The organism is Streptomyces sp. RGM 3693 (genome assembly GCF_050471125.1).
GTDB lineage: Bacteria > Actinomycetota > Actinomycetes > Streptomycetales > Streptomycetaceae > Streptomyces.
This window is the reverse complement of the sequence record NZ_JBMPPQ010000002.1, coordinates 2,388,040-2,408,209: the sequence shown is the minus strand read 5'-3', so window position 1 is coordinate 2,408,209 and position 20,170 is coordinate 2,388,040. Positions and strand designations below refer to the sequence as shown.

Annotated in this window: 19 protein-coding genes, 1 pseudogene and 1 riboswitch; of the genes and pseudogenes, 6 read left to right on the top strand and 14 right to left on the bottom strand. The window is 72.6% G+C overall.

Going from position 1 to position 20,170, the window contains the following annotated elements:
* Position 1 precedes the first annotated feature (1 nt).
* The 10 genes from ACO0M4_RS28140 to ribD all read right to left on the bottom strand — a co-directional run bounded on the left by ACO0M4_RS28140 (position 2) and on the right by ribD (position 8,703).
* Complete coding sequence (locus tag ACO0M4_RS28140; protein WP_430373707.1) at positions 2-1,132, bottom strand: hemolysin family protein; 1,131 nt, start codon at positions 1,130-1,132, stop codon at positions 2-4.
* On the bottom strand, positions 1,129-2,490 hold the full coding sequence (locus ACO0M4_RS28135) for a hemolysin family protein (protein WP_430373705.1): 1,362 nt from the start codon (positions 2,488-2,490) through the stop codon (positions 1,129-1,131). The genes ACO0M4_RS28140 and ACO0M4_RS28135 overlap by 4 nt, the downstream gene beginning before the upstream one ends.
* 173 nt (positions 2,491-2,663) lie before the next feature.
* Positions 2,664-3,134, bottom strand: a complete 471-nt coding sequence (locus tag ACO0M4_RS28130; protein ID WP_430373704.1) for a PH domain-containing protein — start codon at positions 3,132-3,134, stop codon at positions 2,664-2,666.
* Between the two features lie 53 nt (positions 3,135-3,187).
* Positions 3,188-4,036: an ATP phosphoribosyltransferase gene (gene hisG / locus ACO0M4_RS28125; protein WP_430373703.1), complete on the bottom strand. Its 849-nt coding sequence runs from the start codon at positions 4,034-4,036 to the stop codon at positions 3,188-3,190.
* Positions 4,037-4,090: 54 nt separating this feature from the next.
* Positions 4,091-4,363, bottom strand: a complete 273-nt coding sequence (locus ACO0M4_RS28120) for a phosphoribosyl-ATP diphosphatase (protein WP_100602326.1) — start codon at positions 4,361-4,363, stop codon at positions 4,091-4,093.
* Positions 4,364-4,443: 80 nt separating this feature from the next.
* Positions 4,444-4,929: a 6,7-dimethyl-8-ribityllumazine synthase gene (gene ribH, locus ACO0M4_RS28115; protein ID WP_390015216.1), complete on the bottom strand. Its 486-nt coding sequence runs from the start codon at positions 4,927-4,929 to the stop codon at positions 4,444-4,446.
* Positions 4,930-4,984: 55 nt separating this feature from the next.
* Positions 4,985-6,271 carry a bifunctional 3,4-dihydroxy-2-butanone-4-phosphate synthase/GTP cyclohydrolase II gene (locus ACO0M4_RS28110; RefSeq protein WP_430373701.1) on the bottom strand — a complete coding sequence of 429 codons (1,287 nt, stop codon included), beginning with the start codon at positions 6,269-6,271 and terminating at the stop codon, positions 4,985-4,987.
* A complete protein-coding gene (locus ACO0M4_RS28105; protein WP_430373700.1) occupies positions 6,268-6,927 on the bottom strand; it encodes a nicotinamide mononucleotide transporter family protein in 660 nt (219 codons plus the stop codon). Before ACO0M4_RS28105 ends, ACO0M4_RS28110 begins: the two co-directional genes overlap by 4 nt.
* Complete coding sequence (locus ACO0M4_RS28100) at positions 6,924-7,559, bottom strand: riboflavin synthase (RefSeq protein ID WP_430373699.1); 636 nt, start codon at positions 7,557-7,559, stop codon at positions 6,924-6,926. Before ACO0M4_RS28100 ends, ACO0M4_RS28105 begins: the two co-directional genes overlap by 4 nt.
* A 1-nt stretch (position 7,560) precedes the next feature.
* On the bottom strand, positions 7,561-8,703 hold the full coding sequence (gene ribD / locus ACO0M4_RS28095) for a bifunctional diaminohydroxyphosphoribosylaminopyrimidine deaminase/5-amino-6-(5-phosphoribosylamino)uracil reductase RibD (RefSeq protein ID WP_430373959.1): 1,143 nt from the start codon (positions 8,701-8,703) through the stop codon (positions 7,561-7,563).
* A 187-nt stretch (positions 8,704-8,890) separates the two neighbouring features.
* Positions 8,891-9,021: riboswitch (FMN riboswitch) on the bottom strand.
* 165 nt (positions 9,022-9,186) lie between these two features.
* On the opposite strand from ribD, the gene ACO0M4_RS28090 reads away from it, so the two are divergent.
* Positions 9,187-9,963, top strand: coding sequence for an SDR family oxidoreductase (locus tag ACO0M4_RS28090; RefSeq protein ID WP_430373698.1), 777 nt, complete (start codon positions 9,187-9,189; stop codon positions 9,961-9,963).
* Between the two features lie 68 nt (positions 9,964-10,031).
* On the opposite strand, the gene ACO0M4_RS28085 is transcribed toward ACO0M4_RS28090, so the two are convergent.
* Positions 10,032-11,306: an ROK family transcriptional regulator gene (locus ACO0M4_RS28085; protein WP_430373697.1), complete on the bottom strand. Its 1,275-nt coding sequence runs from the start codon at positions 11,304-11,306 to the stop codon at positions 10,032-10,034.
* 70 nt (positions 11,307-11,376) lie between these two features.
* Here ACO0M4_RS28085 and ACO0M4_RS28080 point away from each other — a divergent pair, with 70 nt between their 5' ends.
* On the top strand, positions 11,377-12,636 hold the full coding sequence (locus tag ACO0M4_RS28080; protein ID WP_430373695.1) for an MFS transporter: 1,260 nt from the start codon (positions 11,377-11,379) through the stop codon (positions 12,634-12,636).
* 10 nt (positions 12,637-12,646) lie between these two features.
* Here ACO0M4_RS28080 and ACO0M4_RS28075 read toward each other — a convergent pair.
* Positions 12,647-13,175 (bottom strand): annotated as a pseudogene (locus tag ACO0M4_RS28075) (acyl-CoA thioesterase).
* Positions 13,176-13,543: 368 nt separating this feature from the next.
* On the opposite strand from ACO0M4_RS28075, the gene ACO0M4_RS28070 reads away from it, so the two are divergent.
* Together ACO0M4_RS28070 and helR are read left to right on the top strand one after the other, a co-directional pair.
* Positions 13,544-13,678, top strand: coding sequence for a hypothetical protein (locus ACO0M4_RS28070; RefSeq protein ID WP_430373694.1), 135 nt, complete (start codon positions 13,544-13,546; stop codon positions 13,676-13,678).
* A gap of 4 nt (positions 13,679-13,682) precedes the next feature.
* Positions 13,683-15,851: an RNA polymerase recycling motor ATPase HelR gene (helR, locus tag ACO0M4_RS28065; RefSeq protein WP_430373693.1), complete on the top strand. Its 2,169-nt coding sequence runs from the start codon at positions 13,683-13,685 to the stop codon at positions 15,849-15,851.
* A gap of 72 nt (positions 15,852-15,923) precedes the next feature.
* Here helR and ACO0M4_RS28060 read toward each other — a convergent pair whose 3' ends face one another.
* Both ACO0M4_RS28060 and ACO0M4_RS28055 read right to left on the bottom strand, forming a co-directional pair.
* The gene (locus tag ACO0M4_RS28060) at positions 15,924-17,309 is read right to left on the bottom strand and encodes a uracil-xanthine permease family protein (RefSeq protein ID WP_430373692.1); all 1,386 of its coding nucleotides are present in this window, start codon (positions 17,307-17,309) and stop codon (positions 15,924-15,926) included.
* 237 nt (positions 17,310-17,546) lie between these two features.
* On the bottom strand, positions 17,547-17,981 hold the full coding sequence (locus ACO0M4_RS28055; protein WP_430373957.1) for a phospholipase: 435 nt from the start codon (positions 17,979-17,981) through the stop codon (positions 17,547-17,549).
* Positions 17,982-18,310: 329 nt separating this feature from the next.
* Here ACO0M4_RS28055 and ACO0M4_RS28050 point away from each other — a divergent pair, with 329 nt between their 5' ends.
* Both ACO0M4_RS28050 and ACO0M4_RS28045 read left to right on the top strand, forming a co-directional pair.
* Entirely contained in the window at positions 18,311-19,066 is a 756-nt protein-coding gene (locus ACO0M4_RS28050) for a DUF5995 family protein (RefSeq protein ID WP_430373691.1), read from the top strand.
* Between the two features lie 90 nt (positions 19,067-19,156).
* Complete coding sequence (locus ACO0M4_RS28045) at positions 19,157-20,089, top strand: TIGR03619 family F420-dependent LLM class oxidoreductase (protein WP_430373690.1); 933 nt, start codon at positions 19,157-19,159, stop codon at positions 20,087-20,089.
* The last annotated feature ends 81 nt before the right edge of the window (positions 20,090-20,170 follow it).

The following is a 20,170-nucleotide window of genomic DNA, read 5'->3' as shown; positions in this document are numbered from 1 at the left end:
GTCAGCCGGCCAGCGCGGGGTCCTCGGTCGCCAGCGGCGCCCCCTCGTGCTGCCCGCCGACCCGTTCGGTCCCCTTCCAGGGCGCCGAACCGGCCTTCGGCTCCGTCCGGTGCGCCGGATCGCGGACCTCGCCGACCAGCATTTCCAAGACGTCCTCCAACGCGACCAGGCCGAGCACCCGGCCGGTGGCGTCGGAGACCGCGGCCAGGTGGGAGGCGGCCCGGCGCATCGCCGTCAGGGCGTCGTCCAGGGGCAGTTCGGCGCGCAGCGTGGCCATCGGGTGCCAGATCCGCTGCGGCACCGCCCGGTCCCGGTCCTCCAGGTCCAGGACGTCCTTGACGTGCAGATAGCCCATGTAGGCGCCGCCCGGTGCGCAGACCGGGAAGCGGGAGTAGCCGGTCCGCACGGTCATCGCCTCCACCTGACGGGGCGTCACCGTCGGCTCGACGGTGATCAGCCCGGCGGGGTCGAGGAGCACATCGGTGACCGGGCGGCTGCCGAGCTCCAGGGCGTCGGAGAGCTGCTCCTGCTCGGCCGGGTCGAGCAGGCCCGCCTGGCCGGAGTCCTCGACGAGGTGGGTGAGCTGCTCACTGGTGAAGACCGCCTCGACCTCGTCCTTGGGCTCGACCCCGAAGAGCCGCAGCACACCACGGGCCAGCGCGCCGAGCAGCGCGGTGACCGGGCGGCACAGTCGGGCGAAGGCGACCAGTCCGGGGCTGAACCACAGGGCGGTCTTCTCGGGTGCGGCCATCGCCAGGTTCTTGGGGACCATCTCGCCGATGACCAGGTGGAGGAAGACCACCAGGGCGAGGGCGAGGGCGTAGCCCAGCGGGTGCACCAGGGCCGCGGGCAGCCGGACGGCCGCGAAGACCGGCTCCAGCAGGTGGGCGACGGTCGGTTCGGCGACCGCGCCGAGGGTCAGGGAGCAGATGGTGATGCCGAACTGGGCGGCGGCCATCATCTGCGGCAGGTTCTCCAGGCCGTGCAGGACCCGGCGGGCCCGTTTGGAGCCCATCGTGGCGAGCGGTTCGATCTGGCTGCGGCGGACCGAGACCAGGGCGAACTCGGCGCCGACGAAGAAGCCGTTGGCGAGCACGAGCAGGACCGCGAAGAGGAGCTGAGCCATGGTCATCGGGCCACCTCCGCACCGGCCGCGACCCGCTCGCGGGCGGCCTCGGGGACGACGGGGGCCAGCCGGACCAGTCGTATCCGCTCGGCACGGTGGTGCGTGACCAGCCGTACCCGCAGCCGCCAGCCGTCGAGTTCCGCGGTGTCGCCGGGTGCCGGGATCCGGCCGAGTATGTGGGCGACCAGCCCCGCGACCGTCTCGTACGGGCCCTCGGGGGCGTCCAGGCCGATCCGGCGCAGGGTGTCGACCCGGCAACCGCCGTCGGCGTCCCACGCGGGGCGGCCGTCCTCGGGCGGGGCCTGGCCCAGTTCGGGCAGGTCCACCCGGTCGTGCTCGTCGCGGACCTCGCCGACGAGTTCCTCGATGATGTCCTCCAGGGTCACCACGCCGGCGGTGCCGCCGTACTCGTCGACGACCACGGCGATCGGCTGCTCGCTGCGCAGCCGCTCCAGCAGCGGCTGCACCGGCAGCGTCTCGGGCACCAGCAGCGGCGACACCGCGATCCGGGCCGCCGGAATGCGCAACCGCTCCTCCGCGGGGACCGCCAGCGCGTCCTTGAGGTGCACCATGCCGACGACCTCGTCGAGCCGGGTGCGGTAGACGGGGAAGCGGGAGAGCCCGGTGGCCCGGGTGAGGTTCACGACGTCCTCGGCGGTGGCGTTCGCCTGGAGGGCGCTGACCCGCACGCGGGGCGTCATGACGTTCTCCGCGGTGAGGTCGGCGAGCGAGAGGGTGCGGACGAAGAGGTCCGCGGTGTCCTGCTCGATCGCCCCGGCCCGGGCGGAGTGCCGGGCCAGCGAGACCAGCTCGCCCGGGGTGCGGGCGGAGGCCAGTTCATCGGCCGGTTCCACGCCCAGGGCGCGGACCAGCCGGTTGGCGACGGTGTTCAGCAGGGTGATCACCGGCCGGAAGAAGCGGGAGAAGGCGTCCTGCGGGCCGGCGACGAAGCGGGCGACCTGGAGCGGCTTGGAGACCGCCCAGTTCTTGGGCACCAGCTCGCCGATGACCATCTGGACGGCGGCGGCCACCAGCATGCCGATGACCACCGCGATGCCCGGGACGGCGCCCCGCGGCAGGCCCAGGGCGAGCAGCGGGCCGGACAGCAGCTCGGCCAGCGCCGGCTCGGCGAGCATGCCGACCACCAAGGAGGTGATGGTGATGCCGAGTTGGGTGCCGGAGAGCTGGAAGGAGAGTTCACGCAGCGCGGCGACCACGGTGCCGGCCCGGTGGTCGCCGTCGGCGGCGGCCCGTTCGGCGTCCGCCTTCTCGACGGTGATGAGGCCGAACTCGGCGGCCACGAAGAAGCCGTTGGCCAAGATCAGTACGAGTGCCGCAAGGAGGAGCAGCAGGGGGCCGGTCATGCCGCCGCCTCCGTCGTATGCGGGGGTTCGGGAGGGGCGGCGCAGGTACTACAGGACGATCCGTCCATTGCCGGAGGGAGTCACTCCTCGGGTCGTTGGGTCCCATTCAAGGGGCGGGGCGCGGGCGCACCCCGGAGAACAGAGTAAACAGCGGGGCCCGCGTTAGGGCAGGCTCATCGGGCCGTGTGGTCGACGGCACCGTGGGTCTCGACGAGGTCGCGCAGTGCGCGGGCATCGCGGATGGCCTGGTCCCGGGCGATGCCGGGCTGGATGCCCATGGCGGGCAAGCTGGTGCCGTCGGCGAGGTCCAGATGGACCCAGGGGTCGCCGGCACGGAGGTTGACGCGGAGGACCTGGGCCCAGGCCAGGTCGCGCCGGGTGGTGAGGTTGACGACCGTGACGCCCTCCTGCCGCGCGACCACCTTGGGGCGGCCGAGCAGCAGGAGGACGGCGCCCACCAGCACTCCCGTGCCGACGAAGCTGATCCGCTCGCCGCCGCTCAGCTCCGGCAGCAGCACCGCGATCGCGGTGAGGGCTACGAGCTGGGCGATGCCCACGGTGTACAGGACGGCCCGGGTGCGGGTCGGCCGGAAAGTCACCGGGAGGCCGGGCAGGGAGGGAGCAGGGGACGCGGGCGCGGACACGTGTCGTCTTCCGTCGGGGGGGGTGTGGGAGTGCTGATTGTGGTCCGTGTCCGTCAGAGCCGGCAGGCGTGGATGCCGGTGGTGAGGATCGCGCGGGCGCCGAGGTCGTAGAGCTCGTCCATGATGCGCTGGGCGTCCTTGGCCGGAACCATGGAGCGGACCGCGACCCAGCCTTCGTGGTGCAGCGGGGAGACGGTCGGGGATTCCAGGCCGGGGGTGAGCGCCACGGCCTTCTCGACCTGGTCGACGCGGATGTCGTAGTCCATCATCACGTACCGGCGGGCCACCAGGACGCCCTGCATACGGCGGAGGAACTGGCGGACCTTCGGGTCGTCGTCCGGGGCTCCGGTGCCGCGGATGACCACGGCCTCGGACTTCAGGATCGGCTCGCCGATGATCTCCAGGCCGGCGTTGCGCAGGGTGGTGCCGGTCTCCACGACGTCGGCGATGATCTCGGCGACGCCGAGCTGGATGGCGGTCTCCACCGCACCGTCGAGGTGGACGACGGAGGCGTTCACCCCGTTCTCGGCGAGGTGCTTGGTGACCAGGCCGGAGAAGGAGGTGGCGATGGTCATCCCACCGAACTCGCTGACGTCCTGGGCGGTGCCGGGACGGGTGGCGTAGCGGAACGTGGAGCCGGCGAAGCCGAGCTGGAGGATCTCCTCGGCCGGCGAGCCGGAGTCCAGCAGCAGGTCGCGGCCGGTGATGCCGATGTCGAGCTTCCCGGAGCCGACGTAGACCGCGATGTCGCGGGGGCGCAGGAAGAAGAACTCGACCTCGTTGTCGGCGTCGACCAGGACCAGTTCGCGGCGGTCCTTGCGCTGGCGGTAGCCGGCCTCATGGAGCATCGCCGACGCAGGCTCGGACAGTGAACCCTTGTTGGGGACAGCGATGCGCAGCATGAGAGCGATTTCCTTTGCAGCTCAGGGAGTTGGGGAAGTGCGGAGGGGGCTGGATCAGAGGTGCGCGTAGACGTCGTCGAGGGAGATCCCCTTGGCGACCATCATCACCTGGAGGTGGTAGAGGAGCTGGGAGATCTCCTCGGCGGCGGCGTCGTGGGACTCGTGCTCCGCGGCCATCCACACCTCCGCGGCCTCTTCGACGATCTTCTTGCCGATCGTATGGACACCGGCCTGCACCAGCTCGGCGGTGCGGGAGGTGGCGGGGTCGCCGGTGGCGGCCTTCTGCTGGAGCTCGGTGAAGAGCTCCTCGAACGTCTTCTTGGACATGATGCCGCCTACCCTACGCGGTGATGCCACAGCGACGTGCAGCGCCTCGTAGGAAGGACGGTGGTGGGCGACGGGTCGGCTCAGCGCCAGGGCTCCGCGACGGTGCGGAGCGTGGTGGCGGTGGCGACCGCGGCGGTGACCGCCTCGTGGCCCTTGTCCTCGGCGGATCCGGGCAGCCCGGCGCGGTCCAGCGCCTGCGCCTCGGTGTCGCAGGTCAACACGCCGAAGCCGACCGGTACGCCGGTGTCCACCGCGACCTTGGTCAGGCCCTGGGTGACGCCCTGGCAGACGTAGTCGAAGTGCGGGGTGCCGCCCCGGATGACCACGCCGAGCGCGACCACCGCGTCGTAGCCGCGGTCGGCCAGGACCTTGGCGACCACCGGCAGCTCGAAGGTGCCGGGCACCCGCAGCAGCGTCGGTTCGTCGATGCCCAGCTCGCCCAGGGCCCGCAGCGCGCCCTCCACCAGGCCGTCCATGACCTGCTGGTGCCACTGTGCGGCGATCACGGCCACCCGCAGGTCGCCACAGTTCTTCACGGTCAGTTCGGGTGCGCCCTTGCCGCTCATGCTTCTCCTCGTACGGGGAATGGTGCCGGTGACTGGTTGACGGGGTGGTCGGGGGTTACTGGTTGCCGCAGGTGGTGGGCGCGCCGTCCAGCCAGGGCAGGTCGTGCCCCATTCGGTCGCGCTTGGTGCGCAGGTACCGCAGGTTGTGCTCGCCGGCCTGGACGGGCATCGGCTCGCGACCGGTGACGGTGAGGCCGTGGCGCACCAGGGCGGCGGTCTTCTCGGGGTTGTTGGTCATCAGGCGCAGCGAGCGGACGCCGAGGTCCCGGAGCATCTGGGCGCCGGCGCCGTAGTCCCGGGAGTCGGCCGGCAGCCCCAGTTCGAGGTTGGCGTCGAGGGTGTCCCGGCCGCGCTCCTGGAGTTCGTAGGCGCGGAGCTTGGACAGCAGTCCGATGCCGCGTCCTTCGTGGCCGCGGAGGTAGACCACCACCCCGCGGCCGGCCTCGGCGATCCGGCGCAGCGACTCCTCCAGCTGGGGGCCGCAGTCGCAGCGCAGCGAGTGGAAGACGTCGCCGGTCAGGCACTCGGAGTGGATCCGGACCAGGACGTCCTCGCCGTTGCCGAGCTCCCCGGCGACGAGTGCGATGTGCTCGACGCCGTCGACCGTGGAGCGGTAGCCGTACGCGGTGAACTCGCCGTGTGCGGTGGGCAGCCGGGTGGTGGCCTCGCGGCGGACGGTGGGTTCGGCGGACCGGCGGTAGGCGATCAGGTCCTCGATGGAGATGATCGCCAGGCCGTGCTTGCGGGCGAACGGGACCAGCTCGGGCAGCCGCAGCATGGTGCCGTCCTCGCCGGCGATCTCGACGATGGCGGCGGCCGGGCGCAGTCCGGCCAGCCGGGCGAGGTCCACCCCGGCCTCGGTGTGGCCGTTGCGGACCAGGACGCCGCCGGGCTTGGCGCGCAGCGGGAAGACGTGGCCCGGTCGGACGAAGTCGCCGGGGGCCGAGCCGCCGGCGGCCAGCAGCCGGAGGGTGGCGGCGCGGTCGGCGGCGGAGATGCCGGTGGAGACGCCGTGCGCGGCGGTGGCGTCGACCGAGACGGTGAAGGCGGTGCCCATCGACTCGGTGTTCCGCTCGACCATCTGCGGGAGGTCCAGCCGGTCCAGGTCGGTGCCCTCCATAGGAGCGCAGATCAGGCCGCGGCACTCGCTCATCATGAACGCGACGATCTCCGGGGTGGCCTTCTCGGCCGCGATGATCAGGTCGCCCTCGTTCTCCCGGCTCTCGTCGTCCACCACGACGACCGGCCGGCCGGCGGCGATGTCGGCGATGGCCCGTTCGACCGGGTCCAGCGTGAGGTCGCCGGTCTCGGTCTCGCCGTACCAGCTCTGTAGTGCGGTCATGCCGCGGCTCCTTCCAGTGCGGGGCGCTCAGCGGTGGCGGTCCGCGAGCGGAGCCACCAGTCGCGCATGCCCCAGGCGACCAGGGCGAGGTAGACGACGTAGACGAGGCCGGAGAAGGCCAGGCCGCTGCTGAAGGCGAGTGGTACGCCGACCACGTCGACCAGCAGCCAGGCGAACCAGAACTCGACCAGCCCGCGAGCCTGGGCGACCATCGCGGCGAGCGTGCCGACGAAGATGTAGGCGTCCGGCCAGGGGTTCCAGGACAGCTGCGGGACCAGGGTGAACAGGCCGCCGACGGCCAGGGTGCCCAGCGCGGTGCCGCCGATCAGCAGCCCACGCTCGCGCCAGCTGGCGAACCGGACGGCGATCGAGCCGTCCTGGGCCTGCTGGCGGCCGCGCTGCCACTGCCGCCAGCCCCACAGCGCCACCCCGATGACCAGCAGTTGTTTGCCGACCCCACCGCTGAGGTGGGCGGAGGCGTAGGCGGCGACGAGGATGACACCGGACAGGAACTGGGTGGGCCAGCTCCATATCGAGCGCCGCCAGCCGAGCGCCAGGGCGGCCAGGCCGACGGTGTTGCCGATCATGTCGGACCAGATGACGCGCTGTCCGAAGGCCGTGAACGCCGGCCCGTTGAGCCAGTCCAGGACGCTCACCGGTCCATCTCCTTGATCTCCGTGAGGTCGTCGGTGTCCTTGTCGCCCCGGCCGAGCAGTCGCTCGACGTACTTGGCGAGCACGTCCACCTCCAGGTTGACCGGGTCGCCGGGCTGCTTGATGCCGAGGGTGGTCAGGGCGAGGGTGGTGGGGATGAGGCTGATGGTGAAGTAGTCGTCGGCGGCCTCGACGACGGTGAGGCTGACGCCGTCGACCGTGATGGAGCCCTTCTCGACGACGTAGCGGGCGAGTTGGGCGGGCAGCGCGACCTTCACCAACTCCCAGTGTTCGCCGGGGGTGCGCTCGACGATCGTGCCGGTGCCGTCGACGTGGCCCTGGACGAGGTGTCCGCCGAGCCGCCCGCCGAGGGCCATCGGGCGCTCCAGGTTGACCCGGGAGCCGGTGGTCAGCGCGCCGAGGCTGGAGCGGTGCAGGGTCTCGGCCATCACATCGGCGGTGAACTCGCCGGCCTCGGTTTCCACGACGGTCAGACAGACGCCGTTGACCGCGATCGAGTCGCCGTGCTTGGCGCCTTCGGTGACGACGGGGCCGCGGAGCCGGAAACGGGCGGCGTCACCGAGGTCCTCGATGGCAGCGACCTCACCCAGTTCTTCGACGATTCCGGTGAACACTTCAGTTCTCCTCGGGACGAGAGGCAGAGGCGGGCGCGGAGTGCCTCGTTGCAGGGGTGGTGGTGGGCGACGGGTGGGCAGGGGTGGCGGTGATCCGCAGATCGGAGCCGAGCCGGGCGGTGTCGGTCACATCGAGCCGCAACGCCTGGGTGATGGTGGAGATTCCGGCGTCACCGACGGCGGCCGGGCCGGCGCCGAGCAGCACCGGCGCGAGGTAGCCGACGACCTTGTCGACGGCCCCGGCGGCGAGGAAGGCCCCGGCGAGCGTGGGCCCGCCTTCGAGCAGGACGGACCGCACGTCGCGGGCGTACAGGGCCTGGAGCAGGGCGGGGATGGACAGGCCGCGCCCTTGGGGGGCGCGGGGCAGCCGGACGAGCGGGGCGAGCCCTTCGAGGTGGGCGGCGTCCGCGTCCTCGGCGACCGCGATCAGGGTCGGCGCGGTGCCGTCCAGGACCCGGGCACCGGCCTTGACGGCACTGGCGCCGGAGTCGACGACCACCCGCAGCGGCTGGCTGACCTCGTCGCCGGCGAGCCCGGCGATCCGCGCGCCGAGCTGCGGGTCGTCGGCCCGGGCGGTGCCGGAGCCGACGATCACGGCGTCCGCTGCGGCGCGCAACCGGTGCACGTCGGCGCGGGACTCGGGCGAGGAGATCCAGCGGCTGGTGCCGTCGGCGGCGGCGATCCGGCCGTCCAGGGTGGCGGCGTACTTCCAGAGCACGAACGGGCGGCCGCGCAGCACCGAGGTCAGCCAGGCTTCGTTGCCGGCCGCCGCCTCATCGGCGAGCAGTCCGCCCTCGACGTCGATCCCGACCGCGGCCAGGGTGAGCGCGCCGCCGGTGGCGGAGGGGGTGGGGTCGGCGACGGCGTAGACGACCCGGGCGATCCCGGCGTCGATCAGCGCCTGGGCGCAGGGACCGGTGCGACCGGTGTGGTTGCAGGGTTCCAGGGTGACCACCGCGGTGCCGCCCCGGGCGCGTTCGCCGGCGGCGTGCAGGGCGTGGACCTCGGCGTGCGGCCCGCCGGCCCGCCGGTGCCAGCCCTCGCCCGCGGTACGGCCCGCGGAGTCCAGGACGACACAGCCGACGACCGGGTTCGGGCTGGTGTGACCGAGGCCGCGGGCGGCGAGCTCGATGGCTCGGCGCATCGCCGCGGTCTCTACGGGGGCTGGGGTGGCCACCGGGTCCTCCTGCCTCTTCGGGCACGGACTCCGGGGCTGTCTGGACGACAGGAGCGGACGCTGAAGCCACCGCACACCAGGTCGGCACCACACGACCCGACCGGAAAAAACGTCCGGACGCGCCGCCGACGGCGGTGTACGTCAAGCTCGCCCGCCGCGCACTGCCTCCCATCCGGACTTTCACCGTCGGTGCAGGAATTTCACCTGCTCAACCGGCCGCTGGCTGCGGACGGGTCGCGGACTATTACCGCCGGTTCGGAATTACACCGACCCCGGAGTGCGCTGCTGCTTATGTCAGTACAGCCTCAGTCTGCCACGGCCGCTCGTCGCCCATGCGAGCGAAGCCCTGTGGGCTGCCTCACAGGATGCGGGCGCGCCGCATGTCACGGCCGTGCCTGGTGCTCCGTCATAGGGCGGTACCCCTCTCCTCACTTCAAGGACGGATCCGCGATGACGGAAAAGACGGAAATCCTCGTCACCGGCGGCACAGGCACCCTCGGGCACGCGGTGGTCGGCCGGCTACTGGACGGCGGCCACGGCGTCCGGTCGCTGAGCCGGCACCCGCACACCGGCACCGGGCGGCCCCGCCCCCGGTCGTACGCGGTCGACCTGCGGGACGGCACCGGGCTGGCGGAGGCGGTGGCGGGCGTGGACACGGTCGTGCACTGCGCCTCCACGCCCGCCGGCGGCGACACGGAGGCGGCCGGGCGGCTGATCGAGGCGGCGCGCCGGGCCGGGGTCCGGCACCTGGTCTACATCTCGATCGTCGGTGTGGACCGGATCCCGCTGCGCTACTACCGCACCAAGCTCGCCGTGGAGCGCCTGGTGGCGGGGGCCGGGATCGGCTGGACGGTGCTACGGGCGACGCAGTTCCACGACCTGCTGCTCGAATTGGTCAAGACGGGCGCCCGTTCGCCCGTGATCCCGGTACCGGCCGGGATCCGCTTCCAGCCGGTGGACTCCGGTGAAGTGGCCGACCGGCTGGCCGAGTTGGCGCTCGGACGGCCGGCCGGGCGGGTCGCCGACATGGGTGGGCCCGAGGTGCTGACGGCGGACGAGGTGGTCCGGATGACGCTGACGGCGGGCCGGCGGCGGCGACTGCCGCTGCCGGTGTGGCTGCCCGGCGCGACCGGGGCGGCGCTGCGGCGCGGGGAGAACCTCGCCCAGGAGGACGCGGTGGGCCGGCGCACCTACGCGGAGTTCCTGGCGGCACGGGCGGGCGGGTGAGCCCGGTGGCCGGTACGGGGCGGTGACACGTCGGGCCCGGCCGAGGCCGAGGTCGGCCACGGGTCGGCTCAGCCCGTGGCGCCGAACAGGTCGTTCTGCGCGGCGTCCCGGGCGGCGAGCACCGCGCCGCGCAGCACCGCCCGGCCACCGACCGTCCCGGCCCGGACGTCCGTGCGCAGCGGGGAGAGCCGGGCGAGGTGGCCGGCGACGCGCTCGGCCAGCGGGTCGCCGCCGGCCCGGCCGATCTCGCCGCCGAGCACGACACACCCGGGGTCGAGCACTGCGCACACCCCCGACACGCCGAGCGCGATCCGGGCGGCCAGGGCGTCGAGGAAGGCGGCACCGCCGGCGCCCGCGGCCACCGCGTCCCGGACCAGTGCCTCGGCGGGCGGCGCCTCGGTGCGTTCGGTTCCGTCGGCGGTGTCGTCGGCGGCGGCGGTCGGCGCGCGACCGTGTTCCGCGGCGAGCCGGCTGATCGCGGCGGAGCCGGCGAGGGAGTGGAAGCCGCCGTCGCAGCCGTTGGCGGAGGGCAGGCCGCCGGTGCCGGGGACCGGCAGGAAGCCGATCTCGCCGGCGCCGCCGGAGGCGCCGCGCCGCACCGCCCCGTCCAGGACCACGGCGGCGCCCGTGCCGTGACCGAGCCAGAGCAGGACGAAGGTGTCGCGGTCGCGGGCGGCACCGTCCCGCTGTTCGGCGAGGGCGGCGAGGTTGACCTCGTTCTCCAGCAGGAGAGTGCCGGTCCTGCGGTCGCGCAGCGCACCGATCAGCGCGTCGTGCCAGGTGGGGGCGGAGCCTCCGAGCCGCCCGGTGGCCGGGTCGACCAGGCCGGGCGCGCCGATGGCGAGGGTGTGCGGGCCGGCGACCCCGGCCTCCGTGAGCGTCCCGTCGACGGCGGCGAGTGCGCTGGTGAGGGCCGCCGCGGTGGTGTCGGGCGGGTCGGCGGCGGGCCCGCCCGCGGTGCCGGGCGCGCCGGGCAGGCCGATGGGGACGGTGCGTTCGGCCCGTACCTGCCCGAGGAGGTCGGCGACCGCGACGGTGAGGGTGTGGGTGCGCAGGTCGAGGCCGAGCAGATGGGCGCGGTCGGCGACGATCCCATAGAGCCGGGCGTTGGGTCCGCGCCGCTGGGCGCCGCTCTCGCCGACCACGGCGATCAGTCCGGCCTCCTGGAGGCGGTCGACCAGGTCCGCGACGGTGGGGCGGGACAATCCGGTCAGCTGCTTGAGCTGACCCGCCGTCAAGGAGCCCTCGGACTGCAGGAGTTCGAGGGCCAGCCGGTCGTTGATCAGCCGGGCGGTGGCCGGCGAGGCGGTACGGCCGGCGGCTGCCGCGAGCGGTGCATGCATGGCTGGATCCTTCCATCCTCACGAACCGTCACCCTTATTATCAGGCAGGGTCCCTGATAATTTGCCGGCCATGGCTGGCAACGGCGTTCCCGACGCCACTCCCCGTGCCCCGCTCCCCCGACTTCCCGACCACCGACTGCGCCGCGCCCGCTGGGCGATCGCCGCGGTGTTCCTCGTCCACGGCTCGGTCAGCGGCAACTTCGCCACCCGCATCCCCTGGATCCAGGACCACACCCAGATCCCGCCGAGCCAGCTCGGCCTGGCCCTCGCCTTCCCGGCGATCGGCGCGTCGCTGGCGATGCCACTGGCCGGCCGGATCAGCCACCGCTTCGGTGCCCGCGCCGCGCTGCGCGCCCTGCTCGCACTGTGGACGCTGTCGCTGGCCCTGCCCGCCCTCTCCCCCAACGTGTTCGTGCTCTGCGGCACGCTGCTGATCTACGGCAGCGTCTCGGGCATGGCGGACGTGACGATGAACGCGCTGGGCGTGGAGACCGAGGACCGCCTGGGCCGGCCGATCATGTCCGGGCTGCACGGCATGTGGAGCGTGGGCGCGCTCCTCGGATCGGCGGCCGGCACCGTCGCCGCGCACACCGGCACCGATGCCCGACTCCATCTCGCCGGTGCCGCCCTGGTGATAACCCTGCTCGGGGCGCTCGTCTGCCGGGGCGTACTGGATCTGCGCAGCGCCCCCGAGGAACATCCGCCGCCGCGCTTCGCGCTCCCGCCCCGGTCGGCGCTGCTCATCGGCGCCATAGGGTTCTGCGCGGTGTTCGCCGAGGGCTCCTCGCTGGACTGGTCGGCGGTCTACCTCCGTGACCGGCTGGGCACGGACGCGGGGCTGGCGGCCGCCTCCACCACCGCGTTCGCCTGCACGATGGCGGCCGCCCGGCTGGCCGGGGACAAGGTGGTGGCCCGCTTCGGCCCGGTGCGCACGGTCCGGGCGGGCGGGCTGCTGGCCACCGTCGGCGGGCTGCTGGTCGTCACCGCGGGCCACCCGGCGCTGGCGATGGCCGGCTTCGGTCTGGTCGGTCTGGGGATCGCGATGGTGGTCCCGCTGGCGTTCGCCGCGGCCGGCCGCAGCGGCCCGGCGCCCAGCCAGGCCATCGCGGGGGTGGCCACGATCACCTACACCTCGGGGCTGATCGCCCCCTCGGCGATCGGCGGCATCGCCCAGGCGACCTCGTTGACCGGCTCGTTCGCCCTGGTCACGGTGCTGACGTTCGGCCTGGTGGCGGGGGCGCGGGTACTGCGGGTGCCGTCCCGGACGGCCTCGACGGGCGCGCCGGCCGCCGCCGACAGCAGTAGCAGCAGCGGCCTGGAACGCTCCTGACCTCGGCGGCTCAGGCCGCTTCGACCCCGGCGGCCGACACCTCGGCCGCCGGCTCCGGCCGCAGCAGGTCCGCGGCGATCGTCCGGCCCCGGTCCGACCACGGGGTGGGCCGCAGCGTCTGCGGGTCGACGCGGACCAGGACGCGGTGGCCGCGGGCGTGGGTCTCGGTGCCGTCGGCGGAGCAGAGCCGGAAGCCGTAGGTGAGGCCGGTGCGGCCGAGGCGTTCGACCCACAGGTGCACGGCGATGGGGGTCCCCCCACGCCGTTCAGGCGTGGGGGACGCCGGCGCGGGTGACCGGGCGCTCGTAGGAGACCTTCATCTCCTTGACGACGTTGCACATGTCGCCCGCGGCGGCCCAGTCACCGTCGAAACCGAAGCCGAACCCGTGCCAGTACTCGGCCCAGGCCCGCTCGGCCAGCAGCGGGTAGCGGGAGTTGTGGAGCATGCCGAGCGCGTCGAGGTCGTCGAAGTGGACGGTGACGGGGACCAGTTGCCCGTAGGCGACGGGGTCGGCGACCTGGAGGGGTTCGACGCTCACGGGTGGTGCTCCTGGGGAATTCGAGGGGGTGGTCCGGTGCTCGCGGCACCGGTCGGGGCCGGCGCGACAAGCCCGAGCCATCCTAAGCGGCCGCTTAAAAGGCGTTTCACTCGGTAAGCCGGTGACACCAGCCGCCGGAACGGCACCCACGACTCGCCCCGGCGGCGACGCCGGGGCGACCGAGGTGTGAAGAGGGTGAGAACGGGTCCGTCCGCAGCGGACCAGAAGGGCGAGGGGGCAACAGCCGCTCCTCGCCACTTTCAACGTATAGCGCACCAGGGGGCTTGCGGCAAGGCCCCGGTCGTACCGCAGAATCGCTGGCCGAAGCCCCGGACCTGCGGAAAGAGGAGATTCACAAGGTGTGTGCGGTGTTGTCAGTTCAGGCGGTGTGCGGCGCCGTCGAGCCGGTGGTGGAACGCGCGCTGCGGGTGCGGGCCCTCGGTGCCGACGTGCCGGTGTGCGCGTGGTCGGACTTCGCGGGCGCGACCTCGGATCGGAGCTGATGACATGAACCCCCACCTGACCACCAGCGCGTTCGACCTTCCCGACCAACTCTCGCCCAAGGCCGACCCGCTGCTGATCGCCGGCGACGAAGCGCACTTCGCGGCCATCGCGGAGAGCCTGGAGCAGACGATCGCCGAACTGTCCGACCGCCTCGATGCCGAACGCAGGGCACCCGGTGGCCTGGGCCGGGCGGCGATGGAGCGGGACGCCGAGATCCACCGGCTGACCGGTCGGCTGCGCGCCCTGCGTCGCTTCGGTTGGGACTTGTGCCTCGGACACACCGTCAGCGCGGACGGCTCCGAGCCCGTGTACATCGGACGGCTCGGCCTCACCGACAGCACGGGGCGTCGGCTGCTGATCGACTGGCGCTCCCCCGCGGCCGAGCCGTTCTTCGCGGCGACCCACGCCAACCCGATGGGTCTGGCAAGCCGCCGCAGATACCGCTGGACCCGCGGCCGGATCAGCGACTACTGGGACGAAGTGTTCACCGCCGACGGGCTTGAAGGGCACGCCGCGCTCGACGACCAGTCCGCCTTCATCGCCAGCCTGGGCAGCACCCGGTCGACCCGGATGCGCGACGTACTCGCCACCATCCAGGCCGACCAGGACGCCATCGTCCGGGCGGGATCGCGCGGCGCTCTCGTCGTCGACGGCGGCCCGGGGACGGGCAAGACCGTCGTCGCGCTGCACCGCACCGCCCACCTCCTCTACTCCGACCCCCGGCTCGGTCACCGTCGGGGCGGCGTGCTGTTCGTCGGTCCGCACCAGCCCTACCTGGCCTACGTCGAGGACGTCCTCCCCAGCCTCGGCGAGGAGGGCGTGCAGACCTGCACCCTGCGGGACCTCGTGTCCGAGGGTCCTGGCGCAGCGGACGAGACCGACCCGGACGTGGCCCTCCTGAAGTCGTCAGTGAACATGGTGAAGGCGATCGAGAAGGCCGTCAGGTTCTACGAAGAGCCGCCCACCGAGGGGATGACGGTCGCCACCTCCTGGTCCGACGTCTGGCTGAGCGCCGACGACTGGGCCGAGGCGTTCGAGGCGCCGGACCCGGGCACTCCGCACAACGAGGCGCGCGAGCAGATCTGGGACGAGCTGGCCGCGATCCTGCTGGACAAACTCGACGGTGACGTCGCGCCCGACCTGTTCCGGAGGTCGCTACAGCACGACGAAGAGCTGGTCACCACCCTCAACCGCGCCTGGCCGCTGCTCGAAGCCGCCGACCTCGTCGGAGACCTCTGGTCGGTATCCGCCTACCTGCGGATGTGCGCTCCCTGGCTCAGCCGCGACGAGGTGCAAAAGCTTCAGCGCAAGGAGGCTCCCCAGGCGTGGACGGTGTCCGACCTGCCGCTCCTGGACGCGGCCCGGCAGCGGCTCGGCGACCCCGCGGCGGCACGGCTGAAGCGTCGGCAGCGAGCCGCCGTCGCCGCCGAGCGGGCGCGCATGGCCGACGTCATCGACACCGTGCTCGCGGCCGATGACGACGGCGAAGGTGCGGTGACGATGCTGCGCGGAAAGGATCTACAGGACAGCCTGGTCGACGAGACCGCGCTGCCCGGCACCGACCCCGCACCGCTGGCCGGCCCGTTCGCGCACATCGTCGTGGACGAGGCCCAGGAACTGACCGACGCCGAGTGGCAGATGCTGTTGCTCCGCTGCCCGTCCCGGAGCTTCACCATCGTCGGGGACCGCGCCCAGGCCAGGTACGGGTTCACGGAGTCGTGGCAGGAGCGGCTGGAGCGGATCGGGCTGGACCGGATCGACGTGGCCTCCCTGAGCGTCAACTACCGGACGCCGGAGGAGGTCATGGCGGAAGCCGAGCCGGTCATCCGGGCCGAACTCCCGGACGCCAATGTGCCGACCTCCGTCCGCAGCAGCGGCGTCCCCGTCGTCCACGGATCCGTTGCGGATCTGGACTCGGTCCTCGACGCCTGGCTCGGTGCGCATGCCGACGGGGTCGCCTGCGTCATCGGCACCGGTGACAGCGGAGCGGGCACGTTCCGGGCGACGTCCCGCGTCCGGTCGCTGACCCCGGGGCTGTCGAAGGGGCTTGAGTTCGACCTGGTCGTCCTGATCGACCCGGAGGCGTTCGGCGAGGGCGTCGAAGGAGCGGTCGACCGCTACGTCGCGATGACCCGGGCGACCCAGCAGCTGGTCATCCTCACCGGCTCCTGACGTCGGCCGCAGGGTGTCGACCGCGCGGAGCAGCGGAGGGCCTCGGTCGTTGCGGTCAGACGTTCGTCGCGGTCAGTCGTTGCGGTCAGCGGATCCGTCGTAGTCGCTGGTTCCGGCGTCGAGGAGCGGCATGTGGCGCTGGCCGGCTGCCTGCGAGAGCCAGCGCAGGGAGTGGTATCCGGTGAGCACGATCAGCGTCCCGAGGGCGATTCCGCTGAGTTCGAAGTGTTCCGTGAACTTCAGCGAGACGCCGCCGATGGCGATGATGATGCCGGCCGCGGCGGGGATGAGGTTCAGCGGCAGGGTGAAGTCCACCTTGTTGCGAATCCAGATCTGGGCGCCCAGCAGGCCGATCATGCCGTAGAGGATGACCGTGATGCCGCCCAGCACCCCGCCGGGGATCGCGGCCACCACCGCGCCGAATTTCGGGCACAGTCCGAAGAGCAACGCGAAGGCGGCTGCCGCGGAATAGGCGGCGGTGGAATAGACCCGGGTCGCCGCCATCACGCCGATGTTCTCGGCGTACGTCGTGGTGGCGGGGCCGCCGACCGCGGTCGAGAGGACCGTTGCCGTGCCGTCGGCGACGATGGCCATGCCCATCTTGTCTTCGAGGGGGTCACCGGTCATCTCCCCGACCGCCTTGACGTGACCGGCGTTCTCCGCGACCAGTGCCACCAGGACGGGAAGCGCCACGAGGATCGCCGAGGCCGAGAAGTTCGGTGCGTGGAACGTCGGGAGGCCGATCCAGTCGGCCTTCTCGACGGCGGAGAAGTCGATGCGCCAGTGGTCGGTCACCTTCCCCGCGCCGTCGGCCGCATGAATCATTCCCGTGGTGCGGTCGAGAACCCAGGACAGTACGTACCCGAAGACCAGACCCAAGAAGATGGCGATCCGCGACCAGAAGCCTCGCAGGACGACGAGGGCCAGGCCGGTGAACAGCATGGTCGCCAGGGCCGTCCACTGATCCTGCGGCCAGTACGTGGAGGCCGTCACCGGGGCGAGGTTGAAGCCGATGAGCATGACGACCGCGCCGGTCACCACGGGCGGCAGAACCGCGTGGATCACGCGGGCGCCGAGAACGTGAATGACGATCCCGCAGCCCGCCAGACAAGCACCCACGACGAGCATCGCGCCCGTCAGCGTGCCGGCATCACCCCCCTGACCTGCGATCACGGCGGATACGCCGACGAAGGAGAGCGACGAGCCCAAGTAGCTGGGGATGCGCCCGCGGGTCATCACCAGGAAGAGGACCGTGGCCACGCCGGATGCCATGAGGGCCAGGCTGGGGTCCAGGCCCATCAGCACCGGAGCGACGAAGCACGCGCCGATCATCGAGACGACGTGCTGGGCTCCGAGCGCGATGGTGCGGCCCCACGTCAGACGTTCACCGGGTTTGACCACCTCCCCCGGCTTCAGATGCCGCCCGTCTCCATGAAGCTTCCACCCGAAGCCCGCCATGATCACTCTCCACTTCTGCGACGCCCTGCACGCCACAGAGCCGAAGTGATTCATAGTCGAACCACCGCGTCAGGACAAACGAGGCACCATCGTGGTGCGCACCCGCCCCCACCTGCTGCGCGCCCCGGCTCCCCCGCACGCCAAGCAGCGACGGCCACCACCGCCGACGGTCCGTGGGCGCGGGCGGTCCGTGGGTGCGGGCGGTGGCCGCGCCGCGCCGCGGACCGTCGTCGGGCGTCACTTACCGAGCTTCTTGACGGCCTCGTAATACGTCCAGGCCAGCCCGTTGCAGGAGGTCTTCTTCGCGCCTGAATAGCGGGCGCAGACCCGCTTCAGGTCCGCATAGAGGGCACTGTCCAAACGCGCCTTGTTGGCGGAGAAAGTGCCCGCTTTCTTGTAGTTGCGGTAGCCGAAGTCGTGTCGGGCGCAGGAGAGTTTGAACGGGAAGCCGAAGGGGTTGTCCGGCGACTTGGAGCAATAGTCGGTGGACCAGTCGAAAGCGTAGGCGGCCCATCTCCCCTGATTGTTGCGGGCCGCCAGCCAGTTGCCGTAGCTGGCCGCGCTGGTTTGCGTGAAGCCCATCATCACCTGCGGCTTGTCGGCGGGGGCGGCCTGGGCCGGGGCGGCGGCCACCGCCAGTGCGGAGACGGTCAGCAGCGGCGTGACCGCCATGGCGGCAAGTCTTCGGGACACGGATCAACCTCCGGAATTCTGCGCCGTGTTCATACGGCGTTTCCTGGGATGCCGAATGGATCAGTCCGTATGGACCTGGGTGTTCTCACGGGCTTTCGCGGGGACAGCACCGCTGCTTGCGTGCACCGCTGCTTGCGGCCCGACCGGAAATGCGCGGCACAAATCGACGCGGTAGGGGCACCACGGGAGCTGAACGGCGCGGGACGGTAGGAAGGGCCTCAAGACGGCGCGCCGATTATTACCCCGTTCCGGTCAACTCGCCACAGTCATCGGCATATTTAGGGGTACCGCGATGTCACGCTGAGCGGATGACGACCCTTCAGCAGCACGGCCGAAACGGCCCGCAGCACACCGTCGCAGAACCCGCCGCCCGGTCCGTCGACCGCTCCGGACCTGCGGCGACGGCCGAGGTGACGCACGTACTGGCGCGGATGCGGGCGCTGGACCGGGCGCTGCCCGCCGACGACGGGGTGGCCGTCTTCAACCGGGTCTACCTGGCCGTCACCGAGGCCGTCGTCCAACGGGTAGGGAGTGGCGCCTTCGAGGACCCGGAGGCCGCCGGCGCATTGGACGTCCAGTTCGCCCGCCGCTACTTCACCGCGGTGGACGCCGACGCCACCGGGCTGCGGCCGCCGGCCTGCTGGCGGCCGCTGTTCCAGCTGCGCCGGCACCCCAGGGTCCGCCCGCTGCAGTTCGCGCTGGCCGGCATCAACGCGCACATCGGCCACGACCTCGCGCTGGCCGTCGTGGACACCTGCCGGGCGCTGGACTGCGAACCGCCCGCCCTGGAGGGCGACTTCGACCGCATCGGCACGCTCCTGACCGGCCTGGAGGAGGGTATCCGGGAGACCTTGATGCCCGGCCCCGACCTCCTGGACATCGCCGATCCGCTCACCCACCTCGTCGGCTCCTGGAGCCTGGAGATGGCCCGCGACGGTGCCTGGGCCGCGGCCCGCATGATGTGGGGCGTCCGCCGGCTCCCGGAGGTCGCGGAGGAGTTCGCCGACCGCCTGGACGCGAGCGTGGGCCTGATCGGCCGCTGTCTGCTGACCCCGCTGGGATAGTCCGCGGCGCGGCGGCCGGCCGACGGCGGCGCGCCACGGCCGCCGCCGGCTTCGTTCCGCTGCCGGGCGCCCCGCCGTAGGGTGCCGCCCATGACGTTACGACTGGGACTGGGGCTGCCCCAGATGCCGCAGTACGACCCGCGGCGCGCGGTGCGGGACGTGGCCCGCGCCGCGGAGGAGATCGGTTTCGACAGCGTCTGGGTCTTCGAGCGGACGGTGTTCCCGCGCGAACCCCTCGACGGGCTCTACGGCGTGCCGGGCCTGCCCTGGCCCGACTTCTACCGCCGGTGCGCCGACCCGCTGGTCACCCTCGCGCTGGCCGCCGCCGTCACCGACCGGGTCCGGCTGGGCAGCAGTGTGCTGGTCTCCGGGCTGCACGCGCCGTTCCCGTTCGCCCGGACGCTGGCGACGCTGGACGCGGCCAGCGGCGGGCGGGTGCTGGCGGGCCTCGGCACCGGCTGGTCCCAGGACGAGTACCGGGCGGCCGGGGTCACCGCGTATGCCGACCGCGGCGCCCAGTTGGACGAACTGCTCGACGTCTGCGCGGCGGTCTGGGGCCCCGACCCGGTCGCGTACCGGGGCCGCTGGACGGAGATCGCACCGGCCTCGGTCGGGCCCAAGCCGGCCCGTCCGATCCCGGTCTACCTGGCCGCGGGCGGCGGCCGGGCCCTGGACCGGGTGGCGCGGCGCGCCGACGGCTGGCTGCCCGCCCACCTGACGGGTGAGCAGCTCGCCCCGCTGCTGGCGCGGCTGGCCCGGGCGGCCGAGCGGCACGGCCGCGACGCCGGGGAGTTGGACGTCGTCCTGCGGGTCGGGGTCGAGCTGACCGGGGCGCCCCTGCCGGAGGCCGAACGCCGCCCGTACACCGGCAGCCACGACCAGGTGCTGGCGGATCTGGCCGGCGCCGCCGAAGCCGGGGTCCAGGAGGTTCTGGTGGATCTCCAGGTGCACTGCCGGGACGGCAAGGAGCTGGCCGACCGGGCCGCCGAACTGCACGGCCGGGTCCGGGCGGCCGGCCTGTAGCACCGCGCCGGCGGGACCGCCCGGGCTCCCGGACCCGGCCCGTACGCGGACGTGCGGAGGGCCCCGGATCAACCGGGGCCC

Excerpts from the sequence above, each read along its gene's own strand:
- ACO0M4_RS28140 (WP_430373707.1), bottom strand. The coding sequence starts at position 1,132 with ATGACCATGGCTCAGCTCCTCTTCGCGGTCCTGCTCGTGCTCGCCAAC.
- ACO0M4_RS28135 (WP_430373705.1), bottom strand. The coding sequence starts at position 2,490 with ATGACCGGCCCCCTGCTGCTCCTCCTTGCGGCACTCGTACTGATCTTG.
- hisG (WP_430373703.1), bottom strand. The coding sequence starts at position 4,036 with ATGCTGCGCATCGCTGTCCCCAACAAGGGTTCACTGTCCGAGCCTGCG.
- ACO0M4_RS28120 (WP_100602326.1), bottom strand. The coding sequence starts at position 4,363 with ATGTCCAAGAAGACGTTCGAGGAGCTCTTCACCGAGCTCCAGCAGAAG.
- ribH (WP_390015216.1), bottom strand. The coding sequence starts at position 4,929 with ATGAGCGGCAAGGGCGCACCCGAACTGACCGTGAAGAACTGTGGCGAC.
- ACO0M4_RS28110 (WP_430373701.1), bottom strand. The coding sequence starts at position 6,271 with ATGACCGCACTACAGAGCTGGTACGGCGAGACCGAGACCGGCGACCTC.
- ribD (WP_430373959.1), bottom strand. The coding sequence starts at position 8,703 with ATGCGCCGAGCCATCGAGCTCGCCGCCCGCGGCCTCGGTCACACCAGC.
- ACO0M4_RS28090 (WP_430373698.1), top strand. The coding sequence starts at position 9,187 with ATGACGGAAAAGACGGAAATCCTCGTCACCGGCGGCACAGGCACCCTC.
- ACO0M4_RS28085 (WP_430373697.1), bottom strand. The coding sequence starts at position 11,306 with ATGCATGCACCGCTCGCGGCAGCCGCCGGCCGTACCGCCTCGCCGGCC.
- ACO0M4_RS28080 (WP_430373695.1), top strand. The coding sequence starts at position 11,377 with ATGGCTGGCAACGGCGTTCCCGACGCCACTCCCCGTGCCCCGCTCCCC.
- helR (WP_430373693.1), top strand. The coding sequence starts at position 13,683 with ATGAACCCCCACCTGACCACCAGCGCGTTCGACCTTCCCGACCAACTC.
- ACO0M4_RS28060 (WP_430373692.1), bottom strand. The coding sequence starts at position 17,309 with ATGGCGGGCTTCGGGTGGAAGCTTCATGGAGACGGGCGGCATCTGAAG.
- ACO0M4_RS28055 (WP_430373957.1), bottom strand. The coding sequence starts at position 17,981 with ATGGCGGTCACGCCGCTGCTGACCGTCTCCGCACTGGCGGTGGCCGCC.
- ACO0M4_RS28050 (WP_430373691.1), top strand. The coding sequence starts at position 18,311 with ATGACGACCCTTCAGCAGCACGGCCGAAACGGCCCGCAGCACACCGTC.
- ACO0M4_RS28045 (WP_430373690.1), top strand. The coding sequence starts at position 19,157 with ATGACGTTACGACTGGGACTGGGGCTGCCCCAGATGCCGCAGTACGAC.